Genomic DNA, 15,484 nt, shown 5'->3' on the forward strand with positions numbered 1-15,484 from the left:
AGTGCACCCAGTCTGGTAATAGCCTTAATTCGCACCATATTGGAATTGAAACTACAGGATAATTTCGGAATACACACACAGTTTTTTATACCTTAATTCGCACCATATTGGAATTGAAACTGCTTTGTTTTATGCGGTGTTAGCAACTGGCGTTTTATTCCTTAATTCGCACCATATTGGAATTGAAATATTCTTAACCTTTCAATCTCAGTTTTAATTTTGTCCTTATCCTCAGCATTCAATTCAGCTGTATTTATCCACCTTTTTTATTTACTTTTGCCGCTACAAAATTTGCATTGTATATGCTGAAACGCTGTGTTTTATTATGCTGTTTGGGATTGATTTCCATAGCCGCCATGCCGCCATCTGCTGTGCAGATAGCCCTGCTAAAATACAACGGCGGAGGCGACTGGTATGCCAATCCCACCAGCCTATCTAACCTTATACAATTCTGTAACATACAGTTAGAAACAGGCATATCTCCCGATCCTGCAACGGTTGACGTGGGAAGCAGTGAAATTTTTAACTATCCTTTTATCCACATGACCGGACATGGTAATGTAGTATTTACCGACCAAGAAGTACAAAACCTGCGTTTGTATCTCATCTCCGGAGGGTTTCTCCATATTGACGACAACTATGGGTTGGATAAGTTTATCCGCCCGCAGATGAAAAAGGTGTTCCCGGAACTCGATTTTATCGAACTTCCGTTCGACCATCCTATCTACCATCAAAAATTTGATTTTGCCAATGGTTTACCTAAGATTCACGAGCACGACAATAAACCCCCGCAGGGTTTTGGGCTTACCTACCAGGGTAGGCTTGTATGTTTTTACTCCTATGAATCAGACCTTGGCGATGGTTGGGAAGACCCTGCTGTACACCACGATTCGAACGAAACCCGTACTAAAGCCCTGAAAATGGGGGCTAATATCATACAGTTTGTTTTTAACTATTGATTTTTTTCTCTGTTGAAAACCGGCTTGCTTTTACCGGAGTTATTTGATGACTCCATGCGTAATCAGGAGACTTTCCATTTCTTTTTGCATAGCATGTGCTTCTTGGTAAGCCTTTTGGGTAAAATCCTTCCCCTGTGATGCAAAAATGATATTTCGCGATGCATTTACAAGTAAACCACAGTCGCTGTTCATGCCATAACGGGCTACTTCTGTTAGGCTACCTCCTTGTGCACCCACACCAGGAACCAATAAAAAATGCCTGGGGATAATTTTACGAATTTCCGTCAGCATTTCTGCACGGGTAGCCCCTGCCACGTACATCATATTTTCGGCAGTACCCCACAACTTCGATTTTTCCAGAACCTGTTTAAACAGAGGTTTTTCATCACAATGCTGTAACTGGAAATCGGCTGCCCCTTTGTTTGAGGTTAACGCCAACAACACACCCCATTTTCCGGCAAAAGACAAAAACGGACTTACAGAATCTTCACCCATGTAAGGGGCTATAGTTACAGCATCAAAATTCAGGCTGTTTTTCGGGTCGAAAAAAGCTTTTGCATACTGCTGCGAAGTATTCCCGATATCGCCTCTTTTGGCGTCGGCAATGGTGAATACTTTTTGCGGAATCCGGTTAATATATTGCATTGTTTTTTCGAGGCTTTCCCAACCTTTTCGCCCCCGGCTTTCATAAAAAGCAAGGTTAGGTTTGTATGCCACCGCAAGGGAAATGGTGGCATCAATTATCTGCCTGTTGAATGCGAAAACAGGGTCATCATCATCAAGCAGGTGGATGGGTATTTTGGAAATATCGCTGTCGAGCCCTACGCAAAGGAACGACCTTTTATCTTTTATCAGTTGAATGAGTTCGCTGCGGTTCATGGCATTAATATTTTTTGACTAAGGCTACGTTTTTTTATCATCATCACTGCACCACCACTCTAACCCCCAATTTCTATCCATTACGCAACCGCTTCCTTCAGGCGTTCGGCATTTTCGGCAAGCTGTAGTGCATCAATCATAGATTGAATATCACCATCGGTGAAAGTCTGCAGGTTGTACATAGTAAGATTGATGCGATGGTCGGTAACACGACTTTGGGGATAGTTATATGTCCGGATTTTTGCAGAACGGTCGCCAGTAGAAACCATAGTTTTGCGTTTAGAGGCTATTTCGTCGAGGTATTTTTTGTACTCAAGTTCAAAAATACGGGTGCGCAACACATTCATGGCTTTATCCAGATTTTTGATCTGCGATTTCTGGTCCTGGCACGAAACGACAATACCTGTAGGAACATGGGTAAGGCGTACTGCCGAATAAGTAGTATTTACCGATTGTCCGCCGGGTCCGGAAGAACAAAATGTTTCTTTTTTTATGTCAGAAGGTTTTATTTCCACGTCGAACTCGTCAGCTTCGGGCAAAACGGCAACGGTTGCGGCGGAGGTATGTACGCGTCCCTGTGTCTCAGTAATGGGAACCCGCTGCACGCGGTGCACTCCCGATTCGTATTTCATCTGCCCGTATACATTTTCGCCTGATACATTAAAAATTACTTCTTTGTAGCCTCCCATCGTTCCTTCGGTGTAGTCAACCACTTCTGCCTTCCATCCCTTGTTCTCACAATATTTAAGGTACATACGGTAAAGGTCACCGGCAAAGATGCTGGCTTCGTCGCCTCCGGTTCCGGCGCGTATTTCCACTATGGCATTTTTTCTATCCTGAGGGTCGGCAGGAATAAGCATCAGGCGAATGTTTTCATCTAACTGTTCTTTACGAAGGGTAAGTTCGTTGAGTTCATCCTTAGCCATTGCCCTAAAATCTTCGTCTTTTTCGTTGTATAGCATTTCTTTTGCCGACTTTATATTATCAAGGACAGCAGTATACTGATTGTAAGCATCTATAACAGGCTGAAGGTCTTTGTAATCTTTACTCAGTTTAACATAATTTTTCATATCCGACATCACTGCAGGGTCGTTCATTTCCTGTTCAATTTCGAGGTATCGTTGATAAATAGCGGCTAATTTCTCTAACATGCTGATGGACTATAATTAAAAATGGTTGCAAAGGTATAAAAAAAACAAAAGCCTTCCGGTTAGGGAAGGCTGTTAAGGGTGCGCAAAGATGGAAATTTTTTAAATTTTTTTCACGTTGATTGCTTTAATACCTTTTTTATCTTCCACCACTTCATAGGTAACAGCATCGTTTTCACCTACAGGCTTGTCTAACAGACCGGAAACATGGAAGAAGATTTCATTTTGTGTTTCATCCTCAACGATAAAGCCGAAGCCTTTTTTAATGTTGAAGAACTTAATTTTACCAGTAATCATACAAGTTGAATTTAATTAATTAACGCAAAGTTAAATTTTTTTTTAATAATCAAACAGATATAAAGAAATTTAATACAATTCCTGAAACCGGACTACAGTTTCGGACCTGCAGCCATTACCAATCGTTTGCCTTCGTCGTTGTCAGTAAAGTTTTCAAAATTGGTAATAAACTTCCGGGCAAGTTGCAGAGCAGCCTGATCCCAATCGGCAGGGTTCAACCACAGATTTCTTGGATTCAATATATTAGAAGATACGCCCTTGACTGTTTTCGGAATCATAAGACCAAATACGGGGAGTTCTTCATAGGTGGCATCAAGTAGAGAATTATCTAAAATCGCATCAATGATTGCACGGGTAGAAGGTATGTCAATACGTTTTCCAACGCCATAAGGTCCACCTATCCATCCGGTATTAACCAGATAAGCGGTTGAGCCATGTTCTTTCATTTTTTTTGCAAGCTCCTGAGCATAAACAGTGGGATGTAACAATAGGAAAGCTGCACCGAAACAAGATGAAAAAGTGGGAGTAGGTTCTTTTATGCCTCTTTCTGTTCCGGCAACTTTTGCCGTGTAGCCTGTGAGGAAATGGTACATTGCCTGGTCATAGCTGAGTTTGGCAACCGGGGGCAGCACACCAAATGCATCGGCTGTTAGAAAAATAATACTGCGTGGATGCCCACCTTTGCTTATTGGTTTTACGATATTTTCAATATGGTAAATAGGATACGAAACACGAGTGTTTTCGGTTTTTAAACCATCGTTGAAATCAATTTTGCCTGTTTTAGGATCGAAAACAACATTTTCGAGCAATGCATCGCGACGAATAGCATTATAAATATCAGGTTCTTTTTCTTTGCTGAGGTTAATGCATTTGGCATAGCAACCTCCTTCAAAATTAAAAATACCCTCGTCGTCCCAGCCATGTTCGTCATCGCCTATGAGAAATCTTTTTGGGTCGGCACTCAACGTGGTTTTGCCAGTACCCGACAATCCGAAGAAAATGGCTGTATCACCATCCTTACCCATATTTGCCGAACAATGCATAGACGCGATTCCACGTAAAGGAAGGAAGTAATTCATTACAGAGAACATTCCTTTTTTCATTTCCCCGCCATACCAGGTTCCGCCAATTACCGCCATCCGTTCTTTTATGTTGAAGGATACAAATACTTCACTGTTCAGGTTCATTTCTTTCCAATGGGAATTGGTAGCTTTGCAAGCATGCAGAATGCAAAAATCGGGAGAAAATTGTTTCAATTCCTCATCCGAAGGTCTGATAAACATATTTTTAACAAAATGGGCTGCCCAGGCTACTTCGGTAATCAAACGAATGCTCATGCGGGTATTCACATTGGTACCGCAAAAGGCATCCACTACATATAATTTTTTTCCGCCGAGTTGTTTTTGCGAAATTTCTTTCAGGGCTTTCCATACGGCTTCCGATATAGGTTTGTTGTCAGAACCTTTGCGGTTAGGGTCTGCCCACCACACGTTTTTTTCTGAAACTTCGTCTTTTACGATGTATTTATCTTTGGGCGAACGTCCTGTATAAATACCCGTATCAACGGATACTGCGCCGGTATTGGTAATAAAACCCCGTTCGTACCCTTCAAGAGAAACATCGGTTTCGTGTTCGAAGAGTTGATCGTAAGTAGGATTATAAAAAATTTCCTTCACATCGAAAATACCATACTGAAGCAGGCTTAATGCGATATTTTCATTCATTTCTTTGTTGTTACAGCAATTACAATTCATTTTTATTTTTTTGATAAATGTAATACAATAAATATTCGGGTAAATTATATAGATGAGAGATTGTTGATATAATAATTTAAAGGTGGATTAATGGTTGGAATGAAATCCTATTTTATTTCCTTCTGTATCGAAGATAAAAGCAAAATAGCCATGATCTTCTGTAATCATAGTTTTGGGAACGATTACTTTACCACCGGCTTTTTCCACTTTCGACAGTGCAATATTCAGGTCTTCACCTGCATCCAGATATAAAACCGTTCCATTATTCGAAGGGATGTATCCATCACCTTTCACTATGGCTCCTGTTGGAGAGTTATTAACCATAGGAAAAAATCCCATCATAAAACCCAGCACATTTTCGGCGGGTATCTCAATATCAAGAATCGTTTGGTAAAATGAACGTGCTCTTTCAAAATTGGTTACAGGAATTTCGAACCAACTGATAACTTTTGCCATATTTTTTCATCATTTAAAATGCAAAGGTAGGAAAAAACCAATACGTTGACGGATGAAAAAATCTTTAAAAAAACATCTTACTAAAACAGGATAATAAACAAAGAAATAATGTATAGTATTTTGCTATATTATAGGTTATATGGCAAAAAGATTTTTTTGCATCTGGCAAAAACAGAATACTATGCATTTGGTTTTCTGTATTTTATTCTAAATCATAAAAAAAGGGTTGTCCAACAGTAAGGACAACCCCAAGTTTGTTATTATTAACCCAAAAAAACTACACAATACCCTGATCTAACATTGCATTAGCAACTTTAAGGAAACCAGCAATATTGGCACCCTTTACATAATTGATATAACCGTTTTTTTGTTTGCCATGTTTTATACAAGATTCATGGATATTTTTCATGATTTCATGTAAACGGTTATCAACTTCTTCGGCGGGCCAGTTAAGTTTCATAGAATTCTGCGTCATTTCCAAACCGGATGTAGCTACACCACCTGCATTAACGGCTTTGCCAGGAGCATATAACATTTTGTTTTCGATAAACAATTCAACAGCTTCCGGTGTACAACCCATATTGGAAATTTCACCGATGAGTTTACAACCATTTGCAATTAAATTTTTTGCATCTTCGCCATTCAATTCATTCTGAGTAGCACACGGAAGAGCGATGTCGCATTTTACTTCCCATGGATGTTTGCCTTGATGGAATTGGGCATTGGTGAATTCGTAGGAATAAGGCTTTACGATGTCTTGATTAGAAGCGCGAAGTTCGAGCATATAATCAATTTTTGCACCGGAAATTCCATCGGGATCGTAAATATAACCGTCGGGACCAGAAATAGTAACTACCTTTGCACCTAATTCGGTGGCTTTAAGAGCGGCACCCCATGCAACATTACCAAAACCGGAAATTGCAACAACTTTGCCTTTTAAATCTTCGCCTTTGGCTTTAAGCATTTCTTTAACAAAATAAATTCCGCCAAAACCAGTGGCTTCAGGACGTACAAGGCTTCCACCCCAATTAATTCCTTTACCGGTTAATACTCCGGAATGTTCCCAGGCAAGTTTTTTGTACATTCCATACAAAAATCCGATTTCGCGGCCACCTACACCAATATCTCCGGCAGGTACATCCGTTTCCGGACCAATGATACGCCACAGTTCTAACATAAACGATTGGCAAAAGCGCATGATTTCGGCATTGGATTTTCCTTTGGGATCGAAGTCGGATCCACCTTTTCCACCACCCATCGGCAGTGATGTAAGGCTGTTTTTAAATATCTGTTCAAAGCCTAAGAATTTCAAAATGCTCAGGTTTACACTCGGGTGAAATCTTAATCCGCCTTTGTAGGGGCCAATGGCATTGTTAAATTGTACTCTGTAACAAAGGTTCACATGTACTTTTCCACTGTCGTCGAGCCAGGGGGCTTTGAACGTAAGTATCCTGTCGGGTTCTACCAGGCGTTCGATGATACCTGCGGTTTCGAACTGTGGGTTTTCATTTACCACTTCTTCAATAGATTCCAGCACCTCGCGTACGGCTTGCAGGTACTCTAATTCTCCCGGATGTTTTTTCCCCAGGTCATTCATTATTTTTTCAAGATTCATATCTTAAGGTTTTTGAATTATATAATATCTGTTAATCGCTTAATTAACAGGTGGTTTAATTTGTTTTTCTGAAGTCAGGTTCGTTAAAATTTTTGCCAAAAGTACGTATATTCTTTTACGTAAAACGCTATATTTAAAAATTTATTTTTAAGTATATTACTTATTTGTATGTTCGCTTTTCAGGACTATACCTTTGTTTTTTTTACCATTAATTCTAATAATTAATGGGTTATCGAATTTTACATGCTTAAGAAAAGTATTTTCATAATATGCAGGAGAATTGTTAAGGTAAGCAACATCATAGTATCCATCTTTGATACAAGGATTAATAGTGAAATAGCCAACCCGGAAAGAGGTAAGGTTCTGGAAGAAATGGGTTCCCTGGCTGGGGTCTATCCGGTAATTTTCAAGTCCGGCTTCAATAATCAGTCTTGCCTGTGATATTTGAGGCCATTTAACCGGGATGCCTAACCAAGGGTCGCTCGATCCCCACCTGCCGGGTCCGATGAGAATATAATTTTTCCCTTCCGAAATAAAATAATCATTTATTTTGGCAATATCTTCCACAAGTTCGTGGTTACGAGACGAATTAAATAATTCAGGCTTCACGTACACGATATCGCAGATATCCTTTATGGTTCCATTGCCCAGTGCAGCATCGGAACTGATAAGAATCTGAGAAGGATCTACTTTATCAAACTCCTCTTTTACATTTTGGTCATTATCAACTATAGGTCTTATCTGCAGCAGATTAAATATTATTGGTTCATCAGGAGCTACATCAAGGTCAACAGCAAATTCTATTTCCACTTGTACATTCATTTCACGATGGGCGATTTTCAAAATATCATTAAGGATATCGGACAATGGAAAAGAATTGTGTTGTAATATATTAGAAAATGTAATAATTTTTTTCCCTTCGTGCAACGTCCCATCACGAATAACCTGATTCTGAAAATCGAAGGTAGAAGCCACATATTTAAGTGCTTTATCGTTTTCAGCGTCGCGTAGAGGGAGGTTCATAATATTTACTCCATCGTCAACACAGGCATGGAAACTTTCTCCTTTCATGTCGAGGGCATAGAAATATTTTTGAGTTTCACGTAATGCCATCTCAGGAGAATACAATTGCAGTACTTTTTGAGGATATCTGGGCGAAAAGCGAAGCGAAATGCCACCATCAACAATATATTTTCCCAATCCGAAAGCAACATTAACTATCCCATCCTCAGGTTTTTCAGGGGCAATGGGATAAAAATTCAGGGAACGGGCTACACCTGAAATTGCCGGATAAAAACGGTTTTTGTATTGTTTTCCGCATACTTCCTGTAGCACTATGCCCATTTTTTCTTCATCAATCACATTTTTTGTGGCAGTCATATACGCTTTGCTGTCTTTGAAGTACACCGAGGCATATACGCTTTTTATGGCAATGCTCAGTTTTTCGAGCATAAGTTGTTCGTCGTCAGGGATATTGGGAATCATATAAGTTGAATAAATGCCCGCAAATGGCTGATAATGTGAATCTTCCAATAAACTCGACGAACGGATGGCAAGCGGTTTTTTTACAACAGAAATAAAAGCCAGCAAATCTTCGTGTATACGTACCGGGAGACGGGCTTTCACAAAATTTCCCAGGATTTCCTCGTTGCTACGATCGGACAATCCTATGCGGTACAAATCGTTTTCCTGCATAAACTCATCAAAAACATCGGTACCCAGTACCACGGTACGGGGGATGGTAATTATTATCCCTTCGTGTTTATCTACCATTTTGTTACGTTTAAGCAAAGAATCAAGAAATGCAAGTCCACGGGCTTTTCCGCCAATAGAACCAGTTCCAATCCGGGTAAAAATGATGTATTCATCAAATTTTTCTTTGTAAAAATCGGCAATCACCCCTCTTCCCTTGTTAAGCCTGTAATGTACTATGGCATCAAAAATAAATCTCCTCGCTCCGTCCAAGTCGTAAAAATCATCCAGTCGTAATTTGCGAAGCATTTCGGCAATTGGAAATAATGCTCTTGCATTCAACCATTTAGAAAAATGATTACGGCTGATATGGTAGAAAAAAGAATCGTCAGGGATATCGAAAAGTTTGTCCTGCAGGTTTTTCAAATCAGAAACTCTGAAAATTTCCTCATTGGTCTGAGGATTACGAAACACAAAATCACCAAATGAAAATTTTTCGATAATAAAATTGCGAAATTCCGTAGAATACGTTTTTGAATTTTTATCAATGAATCCTACATTAATTTCTTTTGCCTTAATATAATTTTGCGATTCTGACGATTGCAGCAAAATGGGAATGTCAGAATTGTTGTTTTTTACCCATTGGCAAAATCGTAAACCGGCATATTTATCAGGTTGCCCATTTACATTAAAACTAAAATCGGAAATGATTCCCAGCAGGTTGTTCTTGTATTTTTCGTAAAGAGAAATGGCTTCTTCCATGTGGGTTGCCAGCAATATTTTTGGTCTGCCCCGCATTCTAAGCATTTTCTGGTGTTCGTTAAGTCCTTCACTCATAAATTCGAGCGACTGGTGAAAAATCAATTTGTAAAGCGAAGGCAGATAACTCGAATACAATCGTATAGAATCTTCTATTAACAAAAGGCACTGTACACCCACTTCCTGAACATCGTGGGCGAGATTCATCCGGTCTTCGAGTAATTTAATAATAGCCAACATAATATCGGCATTGCCCAGCCAACAAAAAACATAATCAATAGCATCCAGGTTACCCTGGCTTATTTTTAAGGATATATCTCTCGAAAAAGGGGTCAGCAGCACAATGGGAATGTTTTTGTAGTATGCTTTAAACTTACTGGCACTTTCAAACGGGTCCATATTTCCCATTCCCATCATACTAATAATCAAATCTATACGTTCTGTTTCAAGAACTTTACAAGCTTCTTCGGTGGTTGAAACCTGCAAAAAATGTGGGGGGTAACGCAGATTAAGTGAAACATATTCATTAAATATTTGCTCCTCAATTCTGCCATCGTCTTCCAAAATAAAGGCATCATATTTACTGCAGATCAAAAGGATTTTATTGATCCTGTTAATCATTAAATTATCAAAAAGTATTTCGCGGAAATAATATTTTTTAATATCTTTTATTTTGTTATTTTTAAGCATATATTACATATTTGTATAATGATTATTTTCGAGTAATTACAGCAATGCGCTGTCTTCCATCCATTTTTACGACTAAGGGTTGTGAAAAGTGTACATGTCTGAAAAATTGGGTTTTATTAACAAGTGTTTGTTCGGAAAGCATATCCCATTGAATAAAACTATGACTCAATTCCGGTTGTACTGAAAAGTAGCCGATATTAAGAGAGGTGATATTATGAAAAAAGTGGGAACCGGAAGAAGCATCGAGAGGGTAGTCATCTAAGCTTGTTTCGATGATGACCTTTGCATTGGAAATTTGCGGCCAGGTAACTGGAATGCCTATCCAGCGATCGCGTGTACCCCAACGCCCGGGTCCTATCAAAATATATTGTTTGTTTTCTTTGATCATTTGTTCATTAATTTTTTCAATTTCACATGCCATTTCCATGGTCATGGTTTTATCGAAGACATCCTTGTCAATATAAATGACATCGGAAATATCAGTGATAATGCCATTTCCCATCCCCTTTTCGGAAAGCATCAGAATGTCGGTTGTAGGAATTGCGTTTATATCTACCTTACAATCCTGCAAATTGCCTATAAGTGGTTTTATTTGCAGCAGGTAAAATGAAGCTATTTGATTTTTGTCTTTATTCAGGTCAACAGCAAATTCTATTTCTACCGGTGTTCCCAGGGCTTCTTTTACCACATCCAATACGGTTTCTATGGTTTTTGCAAGGGGTATATAATTGTATTTTAATATATTAACAAAATTTATGATACGGGGACCCGGTGTAGAAATTCCAGCTACAATGCGTTGATTATCGGCATCGTATACTGAAGCCAGGTGTCGCAGTGTACCATGTTTTTCCGCTACGTCAATATCAAGGTATGCCAGCCCGGCAGTGTCACCTTCAAGCAGATTTATGTCCTTTTTATTCAAATCAACAGCAAAAAACTTCACTTGTGAATTTTTTAACTGGTCTTTGGTAGAAAGAATTTCGGTAGAAGGATATTTGGGTGAAAAGCGGTAGGCTTTTTCACCTTCAACAACATATTTACCCAAACCAAGTGCTGCCACAACAAAACCTTCATCGGGCTTCATATGGGCAAAAGGATAATAATTATACGACTGGGCTACTCCGCTGATGTGTGGATAAAAGTATCCATCAAACGCATTGCCGACTACTTCCTGCAAAACAACCGCCATTTTTTCCTCTTCAATTTTATAATGGATGGCTTCAATATAGCCCCTCGCAGTTTTGGAAAATACAGAAGCAAACACTAATTTGATGGCGTTCATTAATTGTTCGACCCTTATGTTGAAGTCAGGATGATTGTTAGGCAAAAGATAGGTTTCAAAAATCCCGGCAAAGGGCTGCATGAGTGAATCTTCAAAAAGACCTGATGAGCGGACGGCTATGGGCTTGGTAATAAGCCTGAGAAATATTTTTAATCTGCGAATCAGGGTTTCCGTGAGTTTGCCCTCAAGAAACCACTGGCAAATGAGGTTAAAATCATGTTCGCCATATACTTTTTCGCGAAGATGGTTTCTATCCATAAAAAACTGGAACTCCTCTGTTCCAATGATGGATGTACGGGGGGCAGTAATTTTAATATCAGAAATCAGTTGGCTGAAATCGAAGTTATAAATTAAGGTATTAATAAAAGCAAGCCCACGTCCTTTACCTCCCAAAGAACCGTCGGCAAGGCTGACAATGTTCGATTCGTCAGTAATAGCCGATTCTTCAAAAGGAATAATTTTCCCCTTATTTTGTTCATTTCTGAATCGTTGTATTACTTCTATCATGTATTCGCGTATGTTACTGGGGCTGGAAAAATCTGTTATTTTTTTGGGATTCAAAATTTTTGCCACCTGTATTTCACCTCGAGCCATTAGCCAAAGCGAAAAATGGTCTTTTTTAGCATGGTACAGTAACGATTCATCGGGGATGGTGCGCAAATGTTGTTCAAACTCACGAAGCGTTTTTGCCATCGCTATTTGTGTACCCTCGCTGTTGCGGTAAATAAAATTTCCAAACCCAAGATAGTGAATAATGAAACTACGAAATTCGGCAAGCAATCCTTCAGAGTTTTTATCAATAAACGTGGCTTTAAGGTCGTAGGCTTTTGTGGCATGTTCAGTATCTGACGATTGAATAACAATAGGGAGTTCTTTTATTGTATTTCTTACATAATTTACCAGGTCAATTCCGGCATCGGCATCCAGTTTTCCGTAATGTTCAAATTTTACATCGGTTATCAGACAAAGCATATAATCTTTGTATTGGTCAAAAATGGATACAGCTTCCTCGTAGTTGGTTGCAAGTAAAATTTTAGGACGGGCGCGCATTCGCAGCACCTTGTACAATTCGTCGGTGGTTACGTCTTCGATGATATGTTTGGTTTGTTCGAGAACAACATTGTAAAGCATGGGCAGGTAACGCGAATAATATTTGGGAGAATCTTCCACAAGTAAAATTACCCTTGCCATTCCCACTTTGGTATCATTTTCAATATTTATCAGGTCTTCTATAAGTTTTATCATGGCAAAAAAGACGGTGGACTCACCATTCCAGACAAATACCCGGTCAATATACGAAAGCGACATCCCTTCTTCTTTAAAGTAGGGAATATCATTGTTATTGTTAAGCAGTATGTAAATGGGGATCCAGGGATAATCGTGTTTTATTTTTTCGCTCAGCTCCACCGGAGTTTTTTTATCCACTCCTACCATAAAAATTATTAAGTCGTAATGCTTGTTTTGCAGTTCATGGTCAATTTCTTCCTCGTTAGATACTCCTGTAATGCGGGGGAGAGAGGTTAGGCTTAGCTGGTGATATTCGCCCAGCACATGTTCCGAAAAACGACCTTCGCGTTCGATGCTGTATGCATCATACAAATTAGCAACCAATAAAATTTCCCTCACCATAAATGGCATCAGATCGTGGTATAAATCGCGGTCGTAATTGCTTTTATTAAGGAAAGTACGCAACAACTGCCGACTGGTAATTTTGGATCCTTTTTCGCCAGGCTTCAACATAGCAGAGGTTTCCTGCAAACGAGTCTTTGAAATTATCTTTTTTGCGGCTAAACTGTTGAGATACCCAACCAGCATGCCAGCTATGTTGTTAATGAGTGAACGTTCTTCTTTCAGGAAAGGACCTTCATCGTAGTCAATAAATTTTTTCAGGTAACATACTTCCAGAAACCCAGACTTATTATCAATGGTTTCAATAGATTGCCTCTGCACCCATTGCGAAGGGTGGTAATTGGCGGTTTTAAAATCTTTCCCATCGTAATGGATGCGGGCTGCCGTAAAATCAGGATATTGCCAGGCGGGAGGTAATATCATACAAACCTGCTGGAGCATTTCATCAACCGGTTTTCCCTCCCTGATGATTTGTGTAGTTTGGTTAATTGCAGAAAGTTCTTTCAGCCTCTCAGTACGTTCATAAACTATTTTTTGTACCTCTGATAACGAAATGAGTTCTTCTCCATGTTGTTTTTCCTGGTCATCTGCCATACGGGTATGAGTTTAAAATGTCTCACTAAAAGTAGATACTTTTAATGAATTCCCGGTATTTTTTATACAATATTAAGTGTTTTATTTATATGTAATATACGTATTTTACTTATTAATTTTTATACCTTATAAGTATTAATATTACATATGAATAAGTACTATACATAATTATCAGTTGAACATACTTAATAAATTGTATTCCAATATCTTATACACATCGAAGAGATGTAAAAAAGTCGAGTTTTTCTTGCTGTTGGAAATTTTATTTTACTAATATTGCGGCAAAATTAACTAACTAAAACTTAATAAAATATAAAGAGTTATGGCAAATCCAGTTTTAGACCAGATGGTCGACAAATTCATGGCTAAAATAATAGCCAAAAATCCGGGTGAAGTAGAATTCCACCAGGCAGTTCGGGAAGTAGTAGAATCCTTGCTTCCTTACATTGAAGAACACCCAAAATACAAGGATGCAAAAATTTTGGAAAGACTTGCAGAACCTGAACGGATACTCATGTTCCGCGTTCCCTGGTTTGACGACAAAGGCGAGGTTCAGATCAATCGCGGTTTCCGTATCGAAATGAACAGTGCAATAGGTCCATACAAAGGAGGCTTGCGTTTCCATCCTACCGTAAATTTAGGTATTCTTAAATTTTTAGCATTCGAGCAGGTATTTAAAAACAGCTTGACTACCCTGCCTATGGGTGGTGGTAAAGGTGGATCTGATTTCGATCCTAAAGGAAAATCAGACAATGAAGTAATGCGTTTTTGCCAAAGTTTCATGACCGAATTACAACGTCATATTGGTCCCGACACTGACGTGCCTGCAGGTGACATCGGCGTTGGCGGTCGCGAAATCGGTTTCTTGTTTGGTCAATACAAACGTTTACGCAACGAATTTACCGGAGTTCTTACCGGAAAGGGTCTTGAATGGGGTGGAAGCCTTATTCGTCCGGAAGCTACCGGCTACGGCTGTACTTATTTTGCAGAAGAAATGCTGAAAACCCGCGGACAATCCTTTAAAGGAAAAACTGTAGTAATTTCCGGTTCAGGGAATGTCGCTCAGTATGCAATTCAAAAAGTTACTCAATTAGGTGGTAAAGTAGTTACATCCTCCGATTCCAACGGATATATTTATGATCCTGCTGGCATTACTCCTGAAAAATTGACTTTTATCATGGAACTGAAAAATGTAAAACGCGGTCGTATCAAAGAATATGCCGATAAATTCAATTGCGAATATGTTGAAGAAAAAACTCCCTGGGGAGTAAAATGCGATGTTGCCCTGCCTTGTGCTACCCAGAACGAATTAAATGGTGAAGACGCAAAAATTTTGATTGCCAATGGATGTGTTTGCGTTTCGGAAGGCGCCAACATGCCTTCAACTCCTGAAGCCGTTGAAGCTTTCATTAAAAATAAAATTTTATTCGGACCTGGTAAAGCCTCTAATGCAGGTGGTGTAGCTACATCTGGTTTGGAAATGTCACAAAACTCTATGCGTTTAAGCTGGAGCCGTGAAGAAGTTGATGCCAAATTGCATCAGATTATGATCAGCATTCATAAAACCTGTGAAAAATACGGAAAAGAACCCGATGGTTTCGTTAACTATGTTAACGGAGCAAATATCGGCGGTTTTGTGAAAATTGCTGAAGCTATGATGGCACAGGGTCTTGTATAAACACAACGTTTTTATTAAATTGTACCACCCTTCCCTTTCGAAGGGTGTTTTT

10 protein-coding genes are annotated in these 15,484 nt (G+C 39.2%); 2 read left to right on the top strand and 8 right to left on the bottom strand.

Annotated features, from left to right (window positions below):
* Nucleotides 1-302: 302 nt before the first annotated feature.
* Nucleotides 303-959, top strand: a complete 657-nt coding sequence (locus M0R21_11860) for a DUF4159 domain-containing protein (GenBank protein MCK9618515.1) — start codon at nt 303-305, stop codon at nt 957-959.
* Nucleotides 960-998: 39 nt separating this feature from the next.
* Here the strand turns inward: M0R21_11860 and pyrF are convergent, their stop codons facing one another.
* The 8 genes from pyrF to M0R21_11900 all read right to left on the bottom strand — a co-directional run bounded on the left by pyrF (nt 999) and on the right by M0R21_11900 (nt 13,754).
* Nucleotides 999-1,838 carry an orotidine-5'-phosphate decarboxylase gene (gene pyrF / locus M0R21_11865; GenBank protein ID MCK9618516.1) on the bottom strand — a complete coding sequence of 280 codons (840 nt, stop codon included), beginning with the start codon at nt 1,836-1,838 and terminating at the stop codon, nt 999-1,001.
* Nucleotides 1,839-1,918: 80 nt separating this feature from the next.
* On the bottom strand, nt 1,919-2,989 hold the full coding sequence (gene prfA / locus M0R21_11870; GenBank protein ID MCK9618517.1) for a peptide chain release factor 1: 1,071 nt from the start codon (nt 2,987-2,989) through the stop codon (nt 1,919-1,921).
* A gap of 99 nt (nt 2,990-3,088) precedes the next feature.
* The gene (locus M0R21_11875) at nt 3,089-3,283 is read right to left on the bottom strand and encodes a cold shock domain-containing protein (GenBank protein MCK9618518.1); all 195 of its coding nucleotides are present in this window, start codon (nt 3,281-3,283) and stop codon (nt 3,089-3,091) included.
* A gap of 92 nt (nt 3,284-3,375) precedes the next feature.
* Entirely contained in the window at nt 3,376-5,007 is a 1,632-nt protein-coding gene (pckA, locus tag M0R21_11880) for a phosphoenolpyruvate carboxykinase (ATP) (GenBank protein MCK9618519.1), read from the bottom strand.
* A 117-nt stretch (nt 5,008-5,124) separates the two neighbouring features.
* Nucleotides 5,125-5,493, bottom strand: coding sequence for a VOC family protein (locus tag M0R21_11885; GenBank protein ID MCK9618520.1), 369 nt, complete (start codon nt 5,491-5,493; stop codon nt 5,125-5,127).
* A 277-nt stretch (nt 5,494-5,770) separates the two neighbouring features.
* The gene (gene gdhA / locus M0R21_11890) at nt 5,771-7,108 is read right to left on the bottom strand and encodes an NADP-specific glutamate dehydrogenase (GenBank protein MCK9618521.1); all 1,338 of its coding nucleotides are present in this window, start codon (nt 7,106-7,108) and stop codon (nt 5,771-5,773) included.
* A gap of 156 nt (nt 7,109-7,264) precedes the next feature.
* Nucleotides 7,265-10,249, bottom strand: coding sequence for a phosphoenolpyruvate synthase (locus tag M0R21_11895; GenBank protein ID MCK9618522.1), 2,985 nt, complete (start codon nt 10,247-10,249; stop codon nt 7,265-7,267).
* A 22-nt stretch (nt 10,250-10,271) separates the two neighbouring features.
* Nucleotides 10,272-13,754, bottom strand: coding sequence for a pyruvate, phosphate dikinase (locus M0R21_11900; GenBank protein ID MCK9618523.1), 3,483 nt, complete (start codon nt 13,752-13,754; stop codon nt 10,272-10,274).
* 322 nt (nt 13,755-14,076) lie between these two features.
* Here M0R21_11900 and gdhA (M0R21_11905) point away from each other — a divergent pair, with 322 nt between their 5' ends.
* A complete protein-coding gene (gdhA, locus tag M0R21_11905; protein MCK9618524.1) occupies nt 14,077-15,432 on the top strand; it encodes an NADP-specific glutamate dehydrogenase in 1,356 nt (451 codons plus the stop codon).
* Nucleotides 15,433-15,484 lie beyond the last annotated feature (52 nt).

It is taken from the genome of Lentimicrobiaceae bacterium, from assembly GCA_023227965.1.
In the GTDB taxonomy this organism is placed as follows: domain Bacteria; phylum Bacteroidota; class Bacteroidia; order Bacteroidales; family JALOCA01; genus JALOCA01.

Coding starts and splice junctions, on each gene's coding strand:
- pyrF (MCK9618516.1), bottom strand. CDS start 1,838: ATGAACCGCAGCGAACTCATTCAACTGATAAAAGATAAAAGGTCGTTC.
- gdhA (MCK9618521.1), bottom strand. CDS start 7,108: ATGAATCTTGAAAAAATAATGAATGACCTGGGGAAAAAACATCCGGGA.
- M0R21_11875 (MCK9618518.1), bottom strand. CDS start 3,283: ATGATTACTGGTAAAATTAAGTTCTTCAACATTAAAAAAGGCTTCGGC.
- M0R21_11900 (MCK9618523.1), bottom strand. CDS start 13,754: ATGGCAGATGACCAGGAAAAACAACATGGAGAAGAACTCATTTCGTTA.
- gdhA (MCK9618524.1), top strand. CDS start 14,077: ATGGCAAATCCAGTTTTAGACCAGATGGTCGACAAATTCATGGCTAAA.
- M0R21_11885 (MCK9618520.1), bottom strand. CDS start 5,493: ATGGCAAAAGTTATCAGTTGGTTCGAAATTCCTGTAACCAATTTTGAA.
- M0R21_11895 (MCK9618522.1), bottom strand. CDS start 10,249: ATGCTTAAAAATAACAAAATAAAAGATATTAAAAAATATTATTTCCGC.
- pckA (MCK9618519.1), bottom strand. CDS start 5,007: ATGAATGAAAATATCGCATTAAGCCTGCTTCAGTATGGTATTTTCGAT.
- M0R21_11860 (MCK9618515.1), top strand. CDS start 303: ATGCTGAAACGCTGTGTTTTATTATGCTGTTTGGGATTGATTTCCATA.
- prfA (MCK9618517.1), bottom strand. CDS start 2,989: ATGTTAGAGAAATTAGCCGCTATTTATCAACGATACCTCGAAATTGAA.